20 protein-coding genes are annotated in these 20,594 nt (G+C 69.4%); 13 read left to right on the top strand and 7 right to left on the bottom strand.

The features are described 5' to 3' along the window. Positions 1-3: 3 nt before the first annotated feature. From ACZ5BU_RS23955 to groL, 4 genes are read left to right on the top strand one after another with little or no spacing between them, the layout of a single operon-like run. Entirely contained in the window at positions 4-1,035 is a 1,032-nt protein-coding gene (locus tag ACZ5BU_RS23955; protein ID WP_465702253.1) for an amidohydrolase family protein, read from the top strand. Next, entirely contained in the window at positions 1,032-1,724 is a 693-nt protein-coding gene (locus ACZ5BU_RS23960) for an iron-sulfur cluster assembly protein (protein ID WP_465702255.1), read from the top strand. The genes ACZ5BU_RS23955 and ACZ5BU_RS23960 overlap by 4 nt, the downstream gene beginning before the upstream one ends. After that, positions 1,721-2,740 carry an NAD(P)-dependent alcohol dehydrogenase gene (locus tag ACZ5BU_RS23965; protein WP_465702257.1) on the top strand — a complete coding sequence of 340 codons (1,020 nt, stop codon included), beginning with the start codon at positions 1,721-1,723 and terminating at the stop codon, positions 2,738-2,740. The genes ACZ5BU_RS23960 and ACZ5BU_RS23965 overlap by 4 nt, the downstream gene beginning before the upstream one ends. Before the next feature lie 13 nt (positions 2,741-2,753). Continuing rightward, entirely contained in the window at positions 2,754-4,403 is a 1,650-nt protein-coding gene (gene groL / locus ACZ5BU_RS23970; protein WP_465702259.1) for a chaperonin GroEL, read from the top strand. A 65-nt stretch (positions 4,404-4,468) separates the two neighbouring features. Here groL and ACZ5BU_RS23975 read toward each other — a convergent pair whose 3' ends face one another. Continuing rightward, positions 4,469-5,926, bottom strand: coding sequence for an alkaline phosphatase PhoX (locus ACZ5BU_RS23975; RefSeq protein WP_465702261.1), 1,458 nt, complete (start codon positions 5,924-5,926; stop codon positions 4,469-4,471). A 160-nt stretch (positions 5,927-6,086) separates the two neighbouring features. Here ACZ5BU_RS23975 and ACZ5BU_RS23980 point away from each other — a divergent pair, with 160 nt between their 5' ends. Further along, the gene (locus tag ACZ5BU_RS23980) at positions 6,087-6,476 is read left to right on the top strand and encodes a hypothetical protein (RefSeq protein ID WP_465702263.1); all 390 of its coding nucleotides are present in this window, start codon (positions 6,087-6,089) and stop codon (positions 6,474-6,476) included. Positions 6,477-6,657: 181 nt separating this feature from the next. On the opposite strand, the gene ACZ5BU_RS23985 is transcribed toward ACZ5BU_RS23980, so the two are convergent. Continuing rightward, positions 6,658-7,923 (bottom strand): S8 family peptidase, encoded by a 1,266-nt coding sequence (locus tag ACZ5BU_RS23985; protein WP_465702265.1) that lies wholly within the window; start codon positions 7,921-7,923, stop codon positions 6,658-6,660. Positions 7,924-7,970: 47 nt separating this feature from the next. On the opposite strand from ACZ5BU_RS23985, the gene ACZ5BU_RS23990 reads away from it, so the two are divergent. The 3 genes from ACZ5BU_RS23990 (at position 7,971) to ACZ5BU_RS24000 (ending at position 11,685) form a co-directional block, all read left to right on the top strand. Beyond that, the gene (locus tag ACZ5BU_RS23990; protein WP_465702267.1) at positions 7,971-10,568 is read left to right on the top strand and encodes a CHAT domain-containing protein; all 2,598 of its coding nucleotides are present in this window, start codon (positions 7,971-7,973) and stop codon (positions 10,566-10,568) included. A gap of 66 nt (positions 10,569-10,634) precedes the next feature. Further along, positions 10,635-11,210 (top strand): RNA polymerase sigma factor, encoded by a 576-nt coding sequence (locus tag ACZ5BU_RS23995; RefSeq protein ID WP_465702269.1) that lies wholly within the window; start codon positions 10,635-10,637, stop codon positions 11,208-11,210. Positions 11,211-11,214: 4 nt separating this feature from the next. Continuing rightward, entirely contained in the window at positions 11,215-11,685 is a 471-nt protein-coding gene (locus ACZ5BU_RS24000) for a hypothetical protein (RefSeq protein ID WP_465702271.1), read from the top strand. On the opposite strand, the gene ACZ5BU_RS24005 is transcribed toward ACZ5BU_RS24000, so the two are convergent. The 3 genes from ACZ5BU_RS24005 to ACZ5BU_RS24015 are packed head-to-tail and all read right to left on the bottom strand — an operon-like array spanning position 11,682 to position 14,467. Beyond that, on the bottom strand, positions 11,682-12,113 hold the full coding sequence (locus ACZ5BU_RS24005; protein ID WP_465702273.1) for a VOC family protein: 432 nt from the start codon (positions 12,111-12,113) through the stop codon (positions 11,682-11,684). The genes ACZ5BU_RS24000 and ACZ5BU_RS24005 overlap by 4 nt on opposite strands. Before the next feature lie 9 nt (positions 12,114-12,122). After that, positions 12,123-12,944: an IclR family transcriptional regulator domain-containing protein gene (locus ACZ5BU_RS24010; RefSeq protein ID WP_465702275.1), complete on the bottom strand. Its 822-nt coding sequence runs from the start codon at positions 12,942-12,944 to the stop codon at positions 12,123-12,125. Between the two features lie 29 nt (positions 12,945-12,973). After that, positions 12,974-14,467 (bottom strand): amidohydrolase family protein, encoded by a 1,494-nt coding sequence (locus ACZ5BU_RS24015; RefSeq protein WP_465702277.1) that lies wholly within the window; start codon positions 14,465-14,467, stop codon positions 12,974-12,976. Positions 14,468-14,657: 190 nt separating this feature from the next. On the opposite strand from ACZ5BU_RS24015, the gene ACZ5BU_RS24020 reads away from it, so the two are divergent. Genes ACZ5BU_RS24020 through ACZ5BU_RS24040 form a run of 5 tightly spaced genes read left to right on the top strand, consistent with a single transcriptional unit; the run spans position 14,658 to position 18,805 of the window. Further along, positions 14,658-15,788, top strand: coding sequence for a CaiB/BaiF CoA transferase family protein (locus tag ACZ5BU_RS24020; protein WP_465702279.1), 1,131 nt, complete (start codon positions 14,658-14,660; stop codon positions 15,786-15,788). Continuing rightward, positions 15,781-16,572, top strand: coding sequence for a citryl-CoA lyase (locus ACZ5BU_RS24025; RefSeq protein ID WP_465702281.1), 792 nt, complete (start codon positions 15,781-15,783; stop codon positions 16,570-16,572). The genes ACZ5BU_RS24020 and ACZ5BU_RS24025 overlap by 8 nt, the downstream gene beginning before the upstream one ends. 10 nt (positions 16,573-16,582) lie before the next feature. Continuing rightward, complete coding sequence (locus tag ACZ5BU_RS24030; RefSeq protein ID WP_465702283.1) at positions 16,583-17,446, top strand: DODA-type extradiol aromatic ring-opening family dioxygenase; 864 nt, start codon at positions 16,583-16,585, stop codon at positions 17,444-17,446. Further along, positions 17,443-17,802, top strand: a complete 360-nt coding sequence (locus ACZ5BU_RS24035; RefSeq protein ID WP_465702285.1) for a hypothetical protein — start codon at positions 17,443-17,445, stop codon at positions 17,800-17,802. Before ACZ5BU_RS24030 ends, ACZ5BU_RS24035 begins: the two co-directional genes overlap by 4 nt. A 10-nt stretch (positions 17,803-17,812) precedes the next feature. Then, on the top strand, positions 17,813-18,805 hold the full coding sequence (locus ACZ5BU_RS24040) for a quinone oxidoreductase family protein (protein ID WP_465702286.1): 993 nt from the start codon (positions 17,813-17,815) through the stop codon (positions 18,803-18,805). Between the two features lie 77 nt (positions 18,806-18,882). Here the strand turns inward: ACZ5BU_RS24040 and ACZ5BU_RS24045 are convergent, their stop codons facing one another. Further along, positions 18,883-19,545 (bottom strand): ATP-dependent Clp protease proteolytic subunit, encoded by a 663-nt coding sequence (locus ACZ5BU_RS24045; protein ID WP_465702288.1) that lies wholly within the window; start codon positions 19,543-19,545, stop codon positions 18,883-18,885. 80 nt (positions 19,546-19,625) lie between these two features. Then, a complete protein-coding gene (locus ACZ5BU_RS24050) occupies positions 19,626-20,555 on the bottom strand; it encodes a nucleoside hydrolase (protein ID WP_465702289.1) in 930 nt (309 codons plus the stop codon). Between the last annotated feature and the right edge of the window lie 39 nt (positions 20,556-20,594).

Below are 20,594 nucleotides of genomic sequence, written 5' to 3' on the forward strand. Positions count from 1 at the left end.
GTCATGTACGAGAAGGACGGCGAGAAGTACTACGTGGTCGACGCGCACGTCCACATCTGGGACGGCCGCGAGTCGAACCAGAAGAACGTGCACGGCAAGCAGTTCATCGACTGCTTCTACGACTACCACCGCAACCTGAGCCCGGAAGAGGTCGTGTGGGACTACGACACCTACACGTACTACGGCGGCCAGCGGTTGATGAAGGACGTGTTCGAGGACGGGTACGCCGACCACGCGATCTTCCAGGCCACGCTGCTGAGCGACTTCTACAAGAACGGGTTCGGCCAGACCGAGGAGGCGTTCGGGCTGACTCAGGCGCATCCGGGCAAGCTCACGTACAACCACGCGTACGACCCGCGCAACGGTGAAGCGGGCCTCGAGCAACTACGCCGGGACGCCGAGCGGATGAACCTGAAGGGCGTGAAGCTCTACACCGCGGAGTGGCACGGGGACTCGCGCGGGTACAAGCTCGACGAGCCGTGGTCGCGCCGGTACCTGGAGGAGTGCCTGAAGCTCGGGATCAAGAACATCCACGTACACAAGGGCCCGACGATCCGGCCGCTGGACCGGGACGCGTTCGACGTCGCCGACATCGACAAGGTCGCGACGGACTACCTCGACCTGAACTTCATCGTCGAGCACGTCGGCCTCCCGCGGCTGGAGGACTTCTGCTGGATCGCCACCCAGGAGTCCAACGTGTACGGCGGACTCGCGGTCGCGATGCCGTTCGTGCACGCGCGGCCGAAGTACTTCGCGCAGATCATCGGCGAGCTGCTGTACTGGCTCGGCGAGGACAAGATCCTCTTCGCCAGCGACTACGCGTTGTGGACGCCGAAGTGGCTGGTGGAGAAGTTCGTCGACTTCCAGATCCCCGGCGACCTGCCGGAGTACGCGCCGATCACGACCGCGCAGAAGAAGAAGATCCTCGGCCTGAACGCGGCCGCGCTGTACGACCTCGACGTGCCGGAGGAACTGCGGTTGCCGACGGACGCCGGCGACGCGGCTGCCGAGGTCGCAGTAGGCGCACGGTCATGATCGCCGTCGCAGCGTCACTGTCCGACAAGGTCCTTGCGGCCTTGTCGACGGTGGTGGATCCCGAGCTGGACGAGCCGATCACCGACCTCGGCTTCGTCCGCTCGGTGCGGATCCAGGACGGCGGCGTGACCGTGCACCTGCGGTTGCCGACGTCGTTCTGCTCGCCGAACTTCGCGTACCTGATGGCGTCCGACGCGGTTGACGCGCTGCGCCGGGTGGACGGTCTGCGTGGCGTCGTCGTACAGCTGGACGACCACCACGACTCGGACAAGATCAACGCCGGTCTTGCCGCGGACGCGGGGTACGTCGGCACGTTCGGCGCCGAGGCGGAGGAGAGCCTGGACGACCTCCGGCGGATCTTCCGGGAGAAGGCGCACCTGGCGGCGATGGAGCGCTGCGCCGCGGCGCTCCTGCGGGACACCGATCTGATTGTTGACAATCTGCAGCTGGTCACGATCGCCGATCTGCCGGAAGGGCCGCACAAGGAGGCCTTGCTCCGGCGGCGGGTGGCGATCGGCCTCGGCGTTCGTTCGGACGATCCGGTGGTTGTCGACGAGAACGGCGGACCGCTCGCGGCGGACGACGTACCGCTGCGGTTGCGGTTCGCGAAGTCGGTGCGGATCTCGATGGAAGGCAACGCGCACTTCTGTCGAGGACTGCTGGCCACGAGGTATGGGAGTACGACATGAGAGCGGTCCAGGTTGTCGGGTATCACACCGACCTGAAGTTGGCCGACGTACCGGAGCCGAAGGTCGAGGGCCCGCTCGACGTGATCGTTCGCGTGGGCGGCGCCGGGGTGTGCCGGACCGACCTGCACATCCTCGAAGGGCAGTGGGCCGAGAAGTCCGGCGTGACGCTGCCGTACACGATCGGCCACGAGAACGCCGGCTGGGTGCAGGCGATCGGAGACGCGGTCACGAACGTGAAGCCAGGCGACAAGGTGATCCTGCATCCGTTGATCACCTGCGGGCTGTGCCGCGCGTGCCGGTTCGGCGAGGACGTGCACTGCGAGAACAGCCAGTTCCCGGGGATCGACACCGACGGCGGGTACGCCGAGTACCTGCGGACCATGGCCCGCAGCGTCGTACGGATCGACGACAGCCTGGAGCCGGCCGACGTCGCGGCGCTCGCGGACGCGGGACTCACGGCGTACCACGCGGTCCGGAAAGCGGCGGCTTCGCTGCGGCCCGGCGACGTGTGCGTGATGATCGGCGCCGGCGGGCTCGGGCACATCGGCATCCAGGTCCTGAAGGCGATCTCGGCCGCCACGCTGGTCGTGGTCGACCGCAACCCGGCCGCCGTCGAGCTCGCGGTGTCGATCGGCGCCGACCACGGAATCGTTGCCGACGGCACCCAGGTGCAGCAGGTCCTGGACCTCACCGGCGGCGCCCAGGCGGTGGTCGACTTCGTCGGGGAGGGCGGGGCGACCGCCGAGGGTGTGGCGATGCTGCGGCGAGCCGGCAGCTACTCCGTGGTCGGGTACGGCGAGAACCTCGACGTACCGACGATCGACATCATCTCGACCGAGATCAACTTCGTCGGGAACCTGGTCGGCTCCTACACCGACCTGCAGGAGCTGATGGTGCTCGCCGCCCAGGGCAAGGTCACCCTGCACACCAGCAAGTACCCGCTCGCCGATTACCAGCAGGCGATCGACGACCTCGGCCGCGGGCTGGTCCGCGGCCGGGCGATCCTGATCCCGTGAGAGGGGCCTGAACATGGCCAAGGAACTGCGGTTCAACGAAGACGCGCGCCGGTTGCTCGAGTCCGGGGTGAACGCCTTGGCCGACGCGGTCAAGGTGACGCTGGGCCCGAAGGGCCGCAACGCCGTCCTGGAGAAACTGACCGGCCCGCCGACCATCACCAACGACGGCGTGACGATCGCCCGCGAGATCCAGCTGCGGGAGCCGTTCGCGAACATGGGCGCCCAGCTGGTCAAGGAAGTCGCGATGAAGACCAACGGCGTGGTCGGCGACGGTACGACGACCGCGACCGTCCTCGCCCAGGCGATGGTCCGCGAGGGCCTGCGCGCGGTCGACGAAGGCGCCAACCCGATGCGGGTACGCCGCGGCATCGAGCAGACCGTACCGGTGGTGGTGGCGACGCTGCGGTCCTGGGCCGCGGACGTCGGCGGCGGACAGGACCTGCGGAACATCGCGACGATGGCGGCCGGTGACGACGAGTCGATCGGCGAGGTGATCGCCGAGGCGGTCGAGCGGGTCGGGCGGAACGGTGTCGTCAGCACCGAGGAGTCCGACGGGCTCGGGCTGAGCGTCGAGGTGGTCGACGGGATCGAGTTCGACCACGGCTACACGTCGGCGTACATGGTCACCGACAAGGAGCGGATGGAGGCGGTGTACGAGCGCCCGGTCATCCTGCTCACCAATCGCAAGATCAGCCAGGTGCAGGACATCATGCCGACCGTCGAGGTCGCCAAGCGCGCGGACCGGCCGCTGGTGGTGCTGGCCGAGGACGTGACCGGGCCGGCGCTGCAGTTCCTGGTCGGCGGCAACATGCACGGCACGATGCAGTCGGTCGTCGTCCGGGCACCTGGCTTCGGGCACCGGCGGATCGCGGAGCTGGAGGATCTCGCGGTAGCACTCGGCGGGCGCGTGATCGCGCAGGACACCGGGCTCGAGCTGGCCGAGGTTTCGCTGGAGCACCTCGGTACGTGTGACCGGATCACGATCAGCGAGAACGGTACGACGATCGTCGGCGGGCACGGTGATCCCCGGCTGGTCGAGGCGCGGCTGGCCCAGCTCGAGACGCAGTTCGAGCGCGCGCGGATCGACGCGGACCGGGACAGCCTGCAGTTGCGGATGGCGCGGTTGTCCGGGCGGGTCGCGGTGATTCGGGTCGGAGGCGCGACCAGCGTCGAGTTGAAGGAGCGGATGCTCCGCGTCGAGGACTCGCTCGCCGCTACGCGGGCTGCTGTCGAGGAGGGTGTTGTTGCCGGCGGTGGTACGGCACTGGTCCAGGCGCGGGAGGCGGTGTCTCGCGTCGAGTTGACTGGTGACGACGCGGTCGGCCGCGAGGTCGTACGGCGCGCGCTGCCGGAACCGCTGCGGTGGATCGCGATCAACGCCGGGTACGACGGCGACGAGGTCGTGAAGAAGGTGGCCGACCTGCCGCTGGGACACGGGTTCAACGCACTGACCGGGCAGTACGGCGACCTGTTCGACGAGGGCGTGATGGATCCACTCAAGGTGACCCGCGCGGCCCTCGAAAGCGCCGCGTCGATCGCGGCGCTGCTCATCACCACCGAAACCGCAGTAGTCGAGGAGGTCCTGGGCAACCCCGGCGCCATCATGGCCCCCGGCTTCGGCGACCTGGCCGAGGGCATGGTCCGCCCGTCCAACATCTACTGAAATGGCCACGTCCGAGCCGCGCCGGCTTGCCGCCGCGGCTCGGACGTTCGGTCTGCTGGAGGCGCTCAGCCGAGGTAGTCGCGCCAGGGGCCGGTGACCGCCAGCGTGATGCCCGGGGTCTGGATGTTGACGAACAGCACCTTGCCGTCGGCGGAGAACGACGGGCCGGTGAACTCGGAGTCGTTCAGCATGTTCCGGGCGATGGCGTACGCCGGGCCGCCCGGGGTCGCGCTCAGCACGTGGCTGCTGGCGTTGCCGTCCTCGGCGAGGACCAGCGAGCCCCACGGGGTGACGGTGACGTTGTCCGGGCTGTCGAAGTTGTAGTCGTCGTACTTCGCGTCCGGGCCGAGGTCGGCGGCGGCGTTGTCCGGGAAGTACGTGACCAGCTGGATGGTCTCCGTCTTGTAGTTGTAGAACCAGACCATGCCGTCGTGCGGGACCGCGTCCTTGGGCAGGTCCGCCGTACCGGACTCGGCGTACGAGTTCACGACGTACACACCCTGCGCGGTGCCGAAGACGCCCTCGAACTTCTTGCCGCGGGTGATCTGGCCGTCGGTGAACTGCTTGCGGACCGACGTGGTGGTGCCGTCGCGGTCCGGCACCGCGACCCACTTGACCCGGAACGGGCGGAGCAGTTGCGCGGAGGTCAGGTACGCGACGTCCGGGATCGGCTGCCCGTCGTCACCGAGGATGGCCAGCGCCTCCAGGGTGCCGAAGTCCTTGTTCTGCAGGTCCTTCCAGCTGTTCGGGCCGAGCTTGTAGCCGAGCGGTGCCGTCCAGCGGTAGAAGCTGCCGTTCGGGCCGGAGGCGTCCTCGGACAGGTAGACGTGGGTGCGGTCCGCGTCGATCGCGAGCGCCTCGTGGGCGTACCGGCCGAGGGCCTTCAGCGGGACCGGGTGCGCGGTCTTGCCGTCGCCCCAGACCTCGAACACGTACCCGTGGTCCTTCAGCCGGGTGGTGCCGTTGGCCTTGTTCTCGGTCTCCTCGCACGTCATCCAGGTGCCCCACGGGGTCGGGCCGCCGGCGCAGTTCGTCAGCGTGCCGGAGATGCCGACCCACTCGCCGAGGTTGCGGCCGTCCTTGTCGACGTCGATGACCGTGCAGCCGCCGGCCGCGCCGACCCCGCTGTCGTAGACGGTGCCCTCGATCTGCGGTACGCCGAGCTCGTTGGCGCTGCCGATCTCGTGGTTCTGGATCAGCTGGTACCGGCCCGCGCCGGCGTTGAAGACCGCAGTGCCGTCGTGCAGCGAAGGCGTCGGGTGGCCGCTCTTCAGCTTGGTCTCGCCGGCCTTCGTGACGATCTTGTACTTGAACCCGGCCGGCAGCGCGAGGATGCCGTTCGGGTCGTCGAGCAGCGGCGGGAAGGGCCGGTGCTGCGGGAACGGCGCGCCGCTTCCGCCGTTGCTGCCGTGCGACGCCGGCGCGGCCTCGGCAAGCGTCGGTACGGCACCGACGGTGCTGAACCCGACTCCGGCGGCACCGGCGGCGGCTCCACGGAGGACGGAACGACGATCGACAGACATGTGCAACTCCTTGGCAAGTGGCGGTTCCCGAGGTATCGGATCCTTCAGCCCGTTGGCTGACGGATGGCAAACTCCAGGTGAACTGCTCTCAGCCAATACTCAGTAAGTGCATCTGCAACGAATGCTTGCCGCCCGGCGTCTACTGTGGGAGGTGATCTTGATGCGCAGGGTGATGATCGCGGTGCTGCTCACCGCACTTCTGGTTGCGTGCGGCAACGAACCGACGAGTGGAGGACAACCGTCCATGACGCCGAGCACGAGTAGCAGTTCCGAACCCGCCACCCCGGCCGGAGGTCTGGTCGAGCAGGCCAAGGCCGACCTGGTGCGACGGCTCGGCGTGGACGCCGCCAAGGTGTTGGTGATCAGCTCGACCGAGGTGACCTGGCCGGACGGCAGCCTCGGCTGCCCGGAGCCGGGGATGCGCTACACGCAGATGCTGGTGAACGGGAACCGGACCGTCCTCGAGGTCGACGGGAAGCAGTACGCGTACCACTCCAGCGCGCACCGGGCGCCGTTCCTCTGTGAGCATCCGGCGCCGACCGTGCGTTGAAAACTTTCCTGATTACCGGGTGTATCAACCCGCGCCGGGCCGACTCCGCAGAAATGTGGGGGAAGCCTTCGGGCCGTTGCAGGGGGGAGGGCGGCGCGGGGCTGCATAGAGGGGGAGGCTGACGCGGTGCGGAGGGTCCGATTGGTCAGGCCGCACCGCGTCGGCGCTTGCTAGGCGCTTTCTACGGCAGCGACGCCAGTGCGTCGCCGGCCCGCAGGACCGGGCCGGTGCCCGGCTCGGGCTGGGTGAGTGCGAACGCCAGCAGCGCATCGGCCGCCTGCTTGGCGCTTTCACCGGTGACGGACATCCGGCCCGCGATCAGGCCGGCCACCAGCGGCGTCGCGAACGACGTACCGCTCCAGCGGGCCATGCCCTGGAACGAACGCATCTGGCCGGTGTACGGCGGTTCGGTGCACCGGTAGTCGCCGGTGAGGAACGCGTTCACCAGATCCGTGCCCGGTGCGTACACGTCGACCCACCCGCCGAAGTTGCTGAACGACGCTCGGTCCCGCCCATTGTCCGCGAGCGCGCCGACGCCGACCGTCTCCGGGAACGCGGCCGGCCAGAAGAAGTTCCTGCTCGACTCGTTGCCCGCCGCGGCGACCAGTGCCAGGCCGTTGATCCGGTCCAGCCGGGTCTCGATGAACACGTCCAGCCCGAGCGGCGCCAGGTTGAAGCGGGTCCGCGTCCCGGCCGACAGGCTGATGATGTCCGGCGCCAGGTCGAGTACCTCGTCCAGCGCCGCCGCGAGGTCGAACTCCCAGATCGCCCCGGCCCTGGTGAAGTAGCTCTTCACCACGATCTCCACGTTCCGCGCGATCGCCCGCATCACGCCGGCGATGAACGTACCGTGCCCGGCGTACGGCCGGATCAGCCCGGAGTCGAACGCGTTCTCCGGGTCACCGGTGACGCCGTTCAGCCAGTACGCCGCGGGCGCGTCCGACCAGCCGACGTCGAGTACGACGACCTTCACCCCACGACCGTCCGCCGCGCCGGCGGACAGGAACGGTGTCGGCAGCACCGGGTCCGGCGGGATCCCGGGCGGTACCTCCTCCGGCTCCGTCGCGGGACACGGGCTGACGCTGGGGCAGACGTAGAACAGGTGTTCCGGGGTGACCACGCCGCGGCCGAGGCGCAGGTCTGCGTACCGCAGGAACCGTTGGGTCGGCGAACGATCTTCCGGCGCGCCGTCCGGGACGCGATCGGGGAGGATCAGCCGGGTGACGCCGCCGATCCCGCCCTCGGCCGGTTGGCCTCCTTCGAACAGCTCGATCACCCGGGTCAGGTCCTCGTCGCGGATCAGCACGACACCGGTGCGGTACAGGTACTCCGCGCCCTCCGGCTCCTTCTCCCAGTCCGGCGGGAAGATCTCCACCTCTTTGCCGAACGCCTCCAGAATCAGCTCGATCTGAGCGACGTACTTTCGTCCGTTTGATTGATTTTCCATCTCCTGGTTCCCCCCTAGAGCTACGAAATGCTCGTTATCATTACAGAGTGCCACCGGCCGGGGGGAGTGCCGAGGCAGTAGAAAATCTGCTGCCGCTCGCGTTGTCGCGCCCGCACGACGCGATCGCTTCCGCACGTACGTTGCTGGCCGCGGACCCCGCCACGGTCGAGGCGTCGATCGCGCATCAGGCGTGGGGGATCGGGCTGCGTCAGCTCGGCGACGTGCCGACGGCGGTTCGCGAGCTGCGGACAGCGCTGCGGCTGGCGGAGCAGTCCGGGCGTTCGGAACGCGAGGCGGACGTCCTTGCCACGCTGGGTGCAACGCTCGGCCGGGCAGGGCGGAGCCGCGAGGGACTGGCACGGCTCGATCGGGCGGTGGACCTCAGCCGGGGTGCGTTGACGGGGCGGGTGCTGTTGCGGCGGGCCGACGTACTGCTCGTCCTCGGCCGGCACCGCGAGGCGCTCGACGATCTGCGGTCGGCGATCTCGCGGTTGCGGCGGTCGGGCGATCAGGTCTGGGAGGCGCGGTCGCGGAACTACCGCGGCTTCATCCAGCTCGCGCTCGGCGGGACGCAGCGGGCGGACGCGGACTTCGCGGTGGCGGAGAAGTTGTACGCCGCGACCGGGCAGGAGTTCGAGTACGCCGAGGCGCGGCAGAACCGCGGGCTGGTCGCGTACTCGCGGGGCGATCTGCCGGCCGCGCTGCGGTACTTCGACGAGGCGGGCCGGCGGTTCGCCGCGGTCGGGGTGGTGTGGCCGGACCTGGCGATCGATCGATGCGGGGTGTTGCTCGCCGCGGGGCTCGGGGCTGAGGCGGTCGCGGAGATGGATCAGGCGCTCGGAGCCTCCGGAGGTACGGCGACGAAGCGCGGGGAGCTGTGGTTCGCGGCGGCGACTGCTGCGCTGGCGGCTGGGGACGCGGCTGGGGCGCGGGAGCGGGCGGAGAGGGCGCGGCGGTTGTTCTCGGCGCAGCGGCGTGAGTGGTGGGCGGTGCGGTCGTCGATGGTTGTGCTGGAGGCGCGTTACCAGTCGGGAGAGCGTGGTGATGCGCTGCTCCGGCGGGTGAGTTCGGTGGCGCGGCGGTTGGATGCGTTGGGGGCTTCGGAGGCGTCGGCGGCGCACTTGCTGGCTGGGCGGTTGGCGTTGGACGTGGGGCGGGTTCGGGCTGCTGATCGGCAGTTGGAGTTGGCGGGGCGGCACAGCAAGGATGCGCCGCCGATCGCCCGGAGTGCGGTGTGGTTGGGGAAGGCGTTGCGGGCCGAGGCTCGGGGCGAGGTGCGGCCGATGTTGTCGGCGTGCGCTCGTGGGCTGGATGCGTTGGACGAGCATCGGCTGACGATGGGGGCCACCGAGCTGCGGGCGCTGGCGACTGGGCAGGGCGCGGAGTTGGCTGGGCTGGCGCTGCGGGACGCGTTGCGGCGGGACGATCCGCGACGGTTGCTGCTGTGGGGCGAGCGGTGGCGCGCGACGGCGCTCGGCGTACCGCCTGTTCGCCCGCCGGACGGCCAGCAGTTGGTGAGCGAGCTCGCTGCTTTGCGGGACGTCGTACGGCGGTTGGACGCGGCGCCGGATCCGTTACTGGAGAAGGAACGCCGGAGGTTGGAGAAGGCCGTACGAGACCGAGCTCTCCGTGCTGCTGGTGAATCGTTGGGCGGCCGGGCAACCCGGTTCGACATCGACGAGCTGATCGAGGCTCTGGGCCGAACGGTCCTCGTCGAGCTCATCGAGATCGCCGGCATCCTGCACGCAGTAGTGGTAAAGGACGGCCGGATAACCCGCCACGAGGTGGGGCCGTTGGCAACAGCAGCCCTCGAGGTAGAACGCTCGAGATTCCGCCTTCGCCGCCTGGCCCACGCCCGCGCCGGCACCTCGCGTATCTCCTCTCCAGGGCCTTCGCTTGAGGTGCTGGGGGAGCGGTTGGGTGCGGCGATCCTTGGGACGGTGCGGGAGTTGCTTGAGGATCGGGCTGTGGTGGTTGTCCCGCCGGGCCGGTTGCAGGCTTTGCCTTGGGGGTTGGTGCTGGGGGATCGGGCGGTGAACGTGGTGCCCTCGGCGGCGGCGTGGTTGCGGGCGCGGAGGTTGCGGCCGCCGGTGGATCGGCGGGTCGTGCTGGTGCTGGGGCCGGGGTTGTCGGCCGGACGGACGGAAGTGATGCGGCTGGCGGAGCAGTACCCGGACGCGACCGTACTCGCCAACGGCGACGCGACCGCGGAGAAGGTACTGCGGGCCCTCGACGGCGCGTGGATCGCGCACATCGCCGCGCACGGGACGTTCCGTTCGGACAGCCCGTTGTTCTCGTCGTTGCGGCTCGACGACGGACCTCTCACCGTCTACGACTTCGAGCGGCTGCGCAAGGCGCCGTACCGGATGGTCCTCTCGAGCTGCGACTCCGGACTCGCCAAACCGGTCGGCGCGGACGAGCTGCTCGGCCTGAGCAGCAGCCTGATCCCGCTCGGCGCGGCCGGCATCCTCGCGAGCGTCGTACCGGTCAACGACCCGGCGACCGCCCCGCTGATGCTCGCCGTACACGAGAACCTGCGGGCCGGGCAGTCGCTCGCGGAAGCGTTCGCGACCGCCCGCCAGGTTGCGCGCGGCGACCCGGTCGCGGACGCCGCGGGCCGGTCGTTCGTCGCCCTCGGGGCCTGATGTATCACCAATCGTCCCGGAGCGCTCTGTACCTGTAAGAGAGCGGTCCGGTGGAAGGGGGACGGCATGCGGGACGACCCGACGGTCGTCGACCTGGTCACCAGGGCCAGGGACGGCGAGAAGAGCGCGTGGGACGAGCTGGTCGAGCGGTACGCGCCGCTGGTCTACTCGATCTGCCGGCGGTACCGGTTGGCGCAGTCCGACATCGACGACGTCGGGCAGAGCGTGTGGCTGCGGCTGGTCGAGCACCTGCCCGGCCTGCGCGAGCCGGCCGCGTTACCGGGCTGGATCGCGACCACGACCCAGCGCGAGTGCTTTCGGCTGATCCGCGCGACCAGCCGCGTCGAGCCGGTCGACCTGGACGGTACGCCCGACGTACCCGAGCAGGCGATCGCCGAGGAAGAGGTACTGCGGCACGAACGCGGCACGATCCTGCGGACCGCGTTCGGCGAGCTGTCGCGGCGCTGCCAGCAGCTGCTGTCGTTGCTCATGCAGGATCCGCCGGCGCCGTACGACGAGATCAGCCGGCGACTGGAACTACCGATCGGCAGCATCGGCCCGAACCGCGCGCGGTGCCTGGGCCGGCTCCGGCAGACCCCGGCACTGATGCGGTTGGCAACGAACGGACCCGACGAGGGATGAGGAGGTGAGACCCGTGATGGACCCGGACTGGAACGACGACGAGAAGTTGATCGAGGCCCTACGAGAGGCGTTGGCCTCGGCGGACGACGTACCGGCTGCGTTCGTCGAAGCCGGCAAGTCGGCGTTCGCGTGGCGGACGATCGACGCGGAGCTGGCGGCGCTCACCTACGACTCGGCGCAGCAACCACTGGACGCGCTGGCGATCCGTTCCGAGAGCGCGATCCTGCGGTCGCTGACGTTCGCCTCGGACGGCTGGACCGTCGAGCTGGAACTCACCCCGAACGCCGTCCTCGGGCAACTCGACCCACCCGAGGTCGGCACCGTCACCGCCCGCGGCGACGGCGGCAAGCTGGTCACCGCGGACATCGACGAGCTCGGCTTCTTCGTCCTCGGCCCACCGCCGACCACACCGTACCGTTTGGTCTGCACGATGCGATCCGGCACGACAATCCTCACCGGCTGGATCACGCCCTAGGCGGCAAATACCTGCGAGTCGTCCGCGAACGCCTTGAATTCCAGGGCGTTTCCGGCCGGGTCGAGGAAGAACATCGTCCACTGCTCACCGGTCTGCCCCTGGAAGCGGACGTACGGCTCGATCACGAACTCCGTACCGGCCGCCTTCAGCCGCTCTGCGAACTTCTGGAATTCCTCGACAGTGAGGATCAGCCCGAAGTGCGGCACTGGTACGTCGTGCCCGTCGACCGGGTTGTGGATCCGCTGCGGCCGAGCCGGCGCGAGGTGCGTGACGAACTGGTGACCGTGCAGATTCCAGTCGATCCACGTCTCGGAACTACGACCTTGCTCGAGGCCGAGAACGTCACCGTAGAACTTCCGCGCAGCGTCCAGATCGTCGACGGGCATCGCGAGGTGGAACCGGGGGATGGGGGAGTCGAGAATTGTCATGCGGACAATTCAAGCAGTGGTCCGGTCCCGTTGTTCGAGTTCGACGTGGGGGCGCGACTGCCACAGCGCCCACTCGGCGCTCACGTCTCCGGCGGTGCGGAGCAGCAGCGGCAGGTGATCGTGGAGCAGGGTGTCGACCGTGGTTTCCGCGGCGTGCACCGTGACGTTCATCGCGGCCCGGACGGTCCCGTTGCCGTCGCGTACCGGCGCTGCGACCGAGCGGACCCCGGGCGCGAGCTCCTCGTCCGCGAGTGCCCAGCCGCGCGCGCGGATCTCGGTGAGCTCGTCGCGCAGTTGCTCCGCGGTACGGCCGATGTACGGCGGGAGCCCGGCGCGGCTCGGTTGCGCGAGTACGTCGGCCAGCTCGTCGGGCTGTAACGCGGCGAGGAGCACCTTGCCCTGCGACGTCTGCACCGCCGGGAACCGCGTCCCGATGTCGACGCGGAGCGCGATCAGCTTCGGCACCGACACGCGGGCGACGTACACGATGTCCGAGCCGTCGAGTTGCGCCATCGACGACGACTCGCCGGTCCGCGCGACCAGCGCCTCGAGGTGCGGTTTCGCGATGTCCCACAGGCCGAGCGAACCGACGTACGCCATCCCGAGCGTGAGCACCTTCGGCGTCAGCTGGAACGAACCGCCGGTGGTGCGGACGAAGCCGAGCTCCGCCAGCGTCAGCAGCAGCCGGCGCGCGGTCGGCCGGGCCAGACCGGCCGCGGCCGCGACCTCGGACAGCGACATCGTGCGGTGGCCGGCGTCGAAGCAGGCGAGCACGTCCAGCCCACGCGCCAGCGCCTCGACGAAGTCCGGACCTGTGCCGCGTCCTGCCATCTGTCCTCCTGCTCTCTGCTCTACGCTGCTTACTCCGCACCGAAGATGGTGCCACGTGCCTCGCGGGTGGAGTCGGACTTGTAGGCCGTGTACTGGTACGGGTTGTCCAGCACCTCGCCCTTCGGCAGCTCCGGGTTCATCCCGCTCTTCCAAGCGTCCTCGCCGAGCGCCGACCGCAGGTACTCGACGGTTGCCTCGACATCCCGTCGTACGGCGGCCAGGTCGCAACCGACCAGGTGGTGATCCTGCTTCACGATGCGACCGTCGACGATCACCGTGTGGACGTCGCCGCGCTGGGCCTGGAACGCGACCTGCCCGTACGGGTTGATCAGCGGGAACGACACGGGTGACGCGTCGTTCTTGATCAGGATCACGTCGGCGGTCTTGCCTGGTTGGAGGCTGCCGAGGTCGTCGCGGCCGAGCGCCTTCGCGCCGCCGCGGGTGGCCCAGTCGACGACATGCTCGGCGCGCAGATGGCTGTGTGTCACGGTGGCGCCCTTCATGTGCGCCTCCAGGTGTTCACGGGCCCGGTCGGCGCCGAGCGTCGTACGCATCGCGCTGAACAGGTCGCCGCTCCACCACACGCTGGTGTCCATCGAGAGCGACACCGGGATGTTGTGACGGCGGACCTGCCAGGTGGGCGGGTAGCCCTGGCCGGCGCTCTGCTCGGACTCGGTGGAGACCGAGATCGAGCCGCCGGTCGCGGCGATCCGCTGGTACGAGTCGGTGGTCAGCGTGGCGGCGTGGACGTAGATGTTCTTCGGCGTCATGAAGCCGTTCTCGTGCATCAGCTTGATGCCGTTGTCGTTGGTCGCGCCCCAGACGCCGGCGTGCGTGGTGACGGCGACGTCGAGGTCACGCGCGACCTCGAACGCGGCCCGCTCCGGGAACGAGGGGTCGCCGGTGACGTCGAACGCCAACTGCAAACCGAGCTGGTCGTCTTCCCGCAGCTGCTCCAGGAACGCCCGTACGGACGGGTCCGCGGTCCACTCCCAGGGGCCGGCCTGAATGTTGCCGTAGGCAAGGACGAACCGGCCGGGTACAGCCCGCAGCGCGTCCACGGCTGCCTCGGCGTGCTCGACGCTCTGCAGGCCGTGCGACCAGTCGACCGTGGTGGTGACCCCGGCCTCGAGCGACTCCCACGCCGACGTCAGGTTGCCGGCCCGGATGTCCTCGGGGCGGAAGGTCTTGCCGTGCTCGAGGTAGTACCAGACGAAGTACTGCGTGAGCGTCCAGTCGGCGCCGTACGCCCGCATCGCGGTCTGCCACATGTGCCGGTGGGTGTCGATCATCCCGGGCATCACGATCCCACCGGTCGCGTCGATGGTCTGCGTGCCCTCGGGGACGTCGAGTCCCACGCCGACGTCTGCAATCCGATTGTCGACAATCAGAACGTCGGCATCCTGCAGGATCGTGTGCCGGTCGTCCATCGTGAGCACGGTCCCGCCTTGCAACAGCAACGGCCGCCCGGCCGCCGGCGCGGGACCGCCGCCCGCCTGGCCCGGCGTTTGGTTCGTCGTCATGATCCCCTCCAGAACTCTCCGGACATACGTCCGTATCACGGTCAACGGGGCGATGAGGCTCACTCTGTGCTGGCCGCCCAGCGCTGTCAAGAGCTCGCAGCGTGCAGTTGACACGCGTCCACGGCGGGCTGAGACTGAAGCGATTGAAGTGTGCGGACAGCTGTCCGCAAATGCTCGCCGGGAGGCTGGAGTGACTGGTCCGTTGTCGGGGCTGCTGGTGGCCGACTTCTCGCGGATCCTCGCCGGCCCGTACGCGACCATGCTGCTCGCGGACCTCGGCGCGGACGTGATCAAGGTCGAGGCGCCGGCCGGTGACGACACCCGGTCCTGGCAACCACCGGTCCGCGACGGCATCTCGACGTACTACCTCGCGGTGAACCGGAACAAGCGGTCGATTGCACTCGATCTGAAGGATCCCGTGGACGTGGCGGCGGCGCGGGAGCTCGCGCGGCGGGCCGACGTACTGGTGGAGAACTTCCGGCCGGGTGGGCTGGCGCGGTTCGGGCTCGACTACGAGACCGTTGCCGAGGGCAACCCTGGCGTGATCTACGCGTCGATCAGCGGGTTCGGGTCGGGGCCGCGGGGTGCGGCGCTGCCCGGGTACGACCTGATCGTGCAGGCGATCTCCGGGTTGATGAGCCTGACCGGCGATCCGGACGGGGAGCCGTTCCGGGCCGGGATCTCGGTGTTCGACGTGATGGCGGGCCTGCACGCGACGATCGGCGTACTCTCCGCGCTGCACGTACGCGCGGAGAGCGGGCGCGGGCAGCACGTCGAGGTGAACCTGTTGTCGTCGGCGTTGTCCGGGCTGGTGAACCAGTCGAGCGCGTACGTCGCGGGTGGCGTCGTACCGCAGCGGATGGGGAACAGCCATCCGAGCCTGTTCCCGTACGAGCCGCTGCCGTGCGCGGACGGGGAGCTGATCATCACGGCCGGGAACAACGGGCAGTTCCGCAAACTGGTCGAGGTGCTCGGGGTGCCACAGCTGGCCGACGATCCACGGTTCGACCGGAACGAGAAACGTACGGCGAACCGGGACGAGCTGCGCCCCCTGCTGGTCGAACGGCTGCGGACGCGTACCCGGATGGAGTGGTTCACCGACATCATTGCGGCCGGCGTCCCGTGCGGTCCGATCAACACGGTCGACGGCGGCGTCGCGTTCGCGGAAGACATCGGGCTGGACCCGGTCGTCACGATCGGCGGGATCCCTGGGGTTCGCAATCCGATCACGTTCTCCGACACCACCGCGTCGTACCGCCTACCCCCGCCGGACCTCGACGAGCACGGCACCGAGCTGAGGAAGTGGCTGACGAATGAGTGACGAGCCGATGGCCCCGCCGACGTTTCCGACCTCGCTCGGTACGTCGACGGCGGACGAGATCCGGCTGCTCGGGCAGGACCTGACGGCCGACCTGATGGGCAAGGTCGGCTTCGGTGAGCTGGCGTTCTGGCTGGTGGCCATGCGCCGCCCGACACCCTCCGAAACCCGAGTCTTTGAAGCCGTACTGGTCGCACTGGCCGACCACGGCTTCACCCCGACAGCAATCGCCGCCCGCCTCACCTATCTGTCAGCTCCCGACTCGCTCCAGGGAGCCCTGGCCGCCGGCCTCCTGGGCGGCGGCAGCCGCTTCCTGGGCGTCACCGAAGACTGCGGCCAGTTCCTGCATGCGGCACTGCGTGAAGAGCTGCCAACCGATGATGCGGGCTGGGACGACCTGGCGCTTGAGCTCGTCCGCCAGTCCAGGACCAGCGGCACGTACATCCCCGGGCTTGGGCATCCTGTGCACAAGGTGCAGGATCCTCGGACGCCTGTGTTGATCGGCATCGCTCGTGAAGAAGGGCTGGAAGGGCCGCATCTGAAGCTGTTCCAGGCAATCGGGCGGGTACACGAGCAGGTGCTCGGCAGAAGGCTTCCGTTGAACGGCGCAGGGGTTTGTGGGGCCGCGCTCGCCGACCTGGGACTGCCGGTGGAACTGCTGCGCGGGTTCGCGCTGCTTGCCCGCGCCGCGGGACTGCTCGGGCAGCTCGCCGAGGAGCGACGGCGGCCGATCGGCATGGACGCCTACCTGACCATCGACCGCAACGCCGAGTACGTCGAACCCTAAGGAGCGCCAGATGGCCACAGTCGCCGCGGTGATCGCCTCCACCCATCATCCGTTCTACTACCGCGCGAGCACCGCGACCGGTGCGGACCGTCCGCCGTTCGCCGACGAGTGGGTCGCGAAGATCACCGCGTTCCGCGAGACGCTGACGAAGGCGCGCCCGGACGTCCTGGTGATGGTCGGCAGCGACCACTTCCACCAGCTGTGGCTGGACAACATGCCCCAGTTCCTGGTCGGCAAAGCGCCGTACTTCGACGCCAACTGGTACAACGAGGAACGCGAGTTCGGCCTGCCCCGGATGCGCCTGGCCGGTGACGAGCAGCTCGCGTCGCACATCCTCCGCAACGGCCTGGACGCCGGCTTCGATCTTGCCTTCAGCAACGAACTGCGGATCGACCACAGCATCACCTGCCCGATCATCACGCTCCGCCCGGACGCGGACCTGCCGATCGTGCCGATCTACACGAACATCTTCGCGCCGCCGCTGCCGCGACCGGGCCGGTTCGTCGAGCTCGGCCGGACGATCCGGCAGCTGGTCGAGTCCTGGCCGATCGACAAGCGCGTCGCGATCATCGGTACCGGGCACCTGTCGCTCGAGCTCGGCGGCCCGCGGCAGTTCGGCGAGCACGGGCCGGACCCGGAGTTCGACCGCAAGGCCGTCGACTGGATCGCGAGCGGCGACCTCGAGGGCTGCCTGTCCGAGGTGACCCTCGACAGCCTGCACCTGCCCGGCAACGCGACGCACGGGTTCATGGACTTCATGCTGATGATGGGCGTCGCGGGCGCCGGCGCGAAAGCCGATCACGTCGACTCACTGGACCTGTTCCACACCATGGAGGCGTACTTCACCTGGTACCCGAACGGAGCGCCGGCATGAGTAAGTACTTGCTGAACAAGTTCCTGTACACGGTCGACCGCGACCCGGAGCTGGTCGAGCGGTACCGGGACGACCCGGCCGGGACCGTGACGTGGTGGGAGGCCGAGGTCGCGAACCAGCTCCTGAACTGCGCGGTCCCGGAGAAGTCGACGTGGCAGTCGTTCACCGACGCGGAGCGCAAGGCGTTGCGGGAACAGGACCACGTAGCGCTGTTCGAGCTGGGTGCTCATCCGTTCCTGACCCTGACGTTGTTCATCGCGATGTTCGAACGGGACCACGGGCCGCTCGAGTACCAGAAGGCGTACGGCCGCGCGCTGCAGACGCACTCGTTACCGTATCCGGACATCGCCACCTGAGGAGACCGACGTGCGAGCCGCAGTACTGCACACCCATGGTGAACCGCCGACGCATCGCGAACACCCCGATCCGGTTGCAGGCGAGGGCAGGTCGATCGTTCGCGTGACGGCCGCGCCGATCGTCCCGCTGGACCTCCTCTGCGCCTCCGGTACGTCGTACTTCGGCGCTCCGGCGCTGCCGTACGTCCCCGGCGTCCAGGGCGTCGGCGTGGTGGAGGAGTCGGCGACGGTCGCACCCGGTACGAGGGTGTTCTTCGCGACGTCCGCGGGGATGGCGCCGGGCGACGGCAGCCTGGCCGAGCGGGCCGCCGTACCGGACGAGGACTTGGTCGTACTGCCCGCGCCGGATGACGGGCCGGCGGACGGTGCCGAGGTGGCGGATGCGGCCGTGGCGGCGATCGGGTTGTCGGGCGTTGCAGGGTGGATGACGTTGACGTGGCGGGCGCGGATGCAGCCGGGCGAGCGGGTGCTGGTGCTCGGCGGGGGCGGTGCGGTCGGGCAGGTCGCGATCGGGGCCGCCCGGGTACTCGGCGCGTCGCGGGTGGTGGCCGTCGTACGGTCGGATGCTTCGCGGGAGCGCGCGCTCGCGGCCGGCGCCGACGAGGTAGTTGCCTTGAGCGACGATGTGGACGAGTTGACGGCACGGCTGGGGGAGCCGGTGTACGACGTGGTGATCGACCCGGTGTTCGGGGTGGCGGCGACGGCTGCGGCGCGGGTGCTCGCGCCGGGTGGGCGGCTGGTGAATCTCGGCGGGTCGTCGGGCGACGAGGCGGTGTTCTCGTCGGCGGTGCTGCGGAGCAAGTCGGCGAGCGTACTCGGCTACACGAACAACGCACTGACCGCGGCGCAGCGGCACGACGCGCTCACTGCCGTACTACGGCACGCAGCAGCCGGCGCCATCACCGTCGCCCACGAAACCGTCACGCTCGCCGACATCACCTCCTCCTGGCAACGCCAGTCCACCGGCGCGACCACCGGCCGCCTGGTCCTCACGTTCCCCTGACCCCGCACCCGCTCAAGGCCCAGCCTCCGGGGCCGCGGAACAAGCTATTGCCTGTTCCGCGACCCCGGGAGGTGTTGTCAGAGCAGGCGAGTGACGAGGCCGTACGTTTCGGCTTCCGAGGCCGAGAGGACGCGGCCGGTCTCCAGGTCGGACGCGATCTCGTCGGCCGGGCGGCCGGTCGCGCCGGCGATCAGGTCGCGCAGCCGCGCGGTCCGGCTCTCGTGTTCGGCGGCGAGGATGGCCAGCTCGTCCGCGGTGCCGTTGGCGGTGAACTGCGGAGCCGTGAGGACGAACGTCGTGTGGCGATGGGCCTCGCGCTGTGCGCCGGCTGCGAGAACGGCGATCGCCGCTCCCCGGACGGTGCCTCGGGCAACGATGTGTACCGGCGAACCGATCAGCTCGATCGCCGCCGCGACGGAGAGTGCCGCCTCCAGTTCGGAGTCGGTGGACGACAGGTGGAGCGTGACCGGGTCGTTGCTGCCGGCATCGAGGAGCAGCAGTTGCGAGGCGACATGACCGGCCAGCTGGTCGTCGAGTCGTCCGCCCACCAGGATCACCCGCTGGGCCAGCAACCGATCGGCCAGCTCCCGCTCGACCGTGACCGAGGTCGGCTCGTACCAGGCGGGCAGGATCGGCCGCGGTGGTTCCGCAGGTTCCGGCTTCGAGGGCTGCCCGGGCCACGGGCCGGGCACCTCCGGACCGTGGGGTGGCCAGGTGGCAGTCGATTGTTCGACGTACATGGGTGTCCTCCTTCGACACCTCCACCTTGCGGCAGCGGAGGCCCGCGGAGAAAGGGTGTTCCGCTGTCAGCAGACGAGTCTCAGCCGAGTGCGGCGACCGCCGCGATCAGCTTGTCCCAGAACGCTTCCCGATCCAGCTGTACCGCGATCCGCGCGTTGGCCGGGCGGCCCGTGTAGCCGTCCAGGTCGACGACGGTCGCTCCGGCCGTCCACTCACCAGCGGTCTCGACGACGAGGTTCGCCTCCACGCAGCCCACGATCGCTGGGTCGATGACGCGCGCGACCGCGACCGGATCGTGCAACGGCGGGAACTCGAAGCCGAAGAGCTCGGAATACGTCGACGCGAAGAACGTCATCCACTCACCGCAGACCCGCGCGAGCGGCGTGCCGAGCTGGGCGAGCCGCGCGAGCACGTCGTCGGTGACCAGCGCCTGGTGCGTGACGTTCAGGCCGCACATCGTGAACGGGACCCCGGAGCGCACCACCACGTCGGCCGCCTCGGGATCGACGTACGCGTTGGCCTCGGCGAGCGGGGCGATGTTGCCGCGGCCGGTGGATCCGCCCATCCAGACGATCTCGGTGATGTTCGCGGAGCAGTCCGGCGACTCGATGAGCAGGCGCGCGATGTTCGTCAGCGCACCGGTCGCCACGATGGTCGCGGTTCGTTCCCGCAGTACGCCGGTCAAGAGCTCCTGCGCGGTCGCTGCGGACTCCGGAACGGAGGGCTCGCCGGTGAACGTCGGTCCGTCGAGGCCGGTGCGGCCGTGGACGTCGTCGGCGATCCGCAACGGCCGTACCAGCGGCCGGTCGGCGCCGCGCGCGACGGGGACGGTGGAGACGCCGGCCAGTGACAAGACGCGGCGGGCGTTCAGCGTGCACTTGTCGACGGTCTGGTTGCCGGCGACGGTCGTCACCGCGAGCAGTTCGACGGCGGGGTCGGCGACGGCGAGCAGGATCGCGAGCGCGTCGTCGTGGCCGGGATCGCAGTCGAGGATCAAGGGCGTGACCATGCATCAGCGTACTGTGCGCCCGTCGTGTGCCCTGGTCGA

It is taken from the genome of Kribbella sp. NPDC031520 (assembly GCF_055580825.1).

Coding starts and splice junctions, on each gene's coding strand:
- ACZ5BU_RS24035 (WP_465702285.1), top strand. CDS start 17,443: ATGAGTAAGTACTTGCTGAACAAGTTCCTGTACACGGTCGACCGCGAC.
- ACZ5BU_RS23955 (WP_465702253.1), top strand. CDS start 4: ATGTACGAGAAGGACGGCGAGAAGTACTACGTGGTCGACGCGCACGTC.
- ACZ5BU_RS24045 (WP_465702288.1), bottom strand. CDS start 19,545: ATGTACGTCGAACAATCGACTGCCACCTGGCCACCCCACGGTCCGGAG.
- ACZ5BU_RS24025 (WP_465702281.1), top strand. CDS start 15,781: ATGAGTGACGAGCCGATGGCCCCGCCGACGTTTCCGACCTCGCTCGGT.
- ACZ5BU_RS23975 (WP_465702261.1), bottom strand. CDS start 5,926: ATGTCTGTCGATCGTCGTTCCGTCCTCCGTGGAGCCGCCGCCGGTGCC.
- ACZ5BU_RS23985 (WP_465702265.1), bottom strand. CDS start 7,923: ATGGAAAATCAATCAAACGGACGAAAGTACGTCGCTCAGATCGAGCTG.
- groL (WP_465702259.1), top strand. CDS start 2,754: ATGGCCAAGGAACTGCGGTTCAACGAAGACGCGCGCCGGTTGCTCGAG.
- ACZ5BU_RS24005 (WP_465702273.1), bottom strand. CDS start 12,113: ATGACAATTCTCGACTCCCCCATCCCCCGGTTCCACCTCGCGATGCCC.
- ACZ5BU_RS23980 (WP_465702263.1), top strand. CDS start 6,087: ATGCGCAGGGTGATGATCGCGGTGCTGCTCACCGCACTTCTGGTTGCG.
- ACZ5BU_RS23995 (WP_465702269.1), top strand. CDS start 10,635: ATGCGGGACGACCCGACGGTCGTCGACCTGGTCACCAGGGCCAGGGAC.
- ACZ5BU_RS24050 (WP_465702289.1), bottom strand. CDS start 20,555: ATGGTCACGCCCTTGATCCTCGACTGCGATCCCGGCCACGACGACGCG.
- ACZ5BU_RS24030 (WP_465702283.1), top strand. CDS start 16,583: ATGGCCACAGTCGCCGCGGTGATCGCCTCCACCCATCATCCGTTCTAC.
- ACZ5BU_RS23965 (WP_465702257.1), top strand. CDS start 1,721: ATGAGAGCGGTCCAGGTTGTCGGGTATCACACCGACCTGAAGTTGGCC.
- ACZ5BU_RS24010 (WP_465702275.1), bottom strand. CDS start 12,944: ATGGCAGGACGCGGCACAGGTCCGGACTTCGTCGAGGCGCTGGCGCGT.
- ACZ5BU_RS24015 (WP_465702277.1), bottom strand. CDS start 14,467: ATGACGACGAACCAAACGCCGGGCCAGGCGGGCGGCGGTCCCGCGCCG.
- ACZ5BU_RS23960 (WP_465702255.1), top strand. CDS start 1,032: ATGATCGCCGTCGCAGCGTCACTGTCCGACAAGGTCCTTGCGGCCTTG.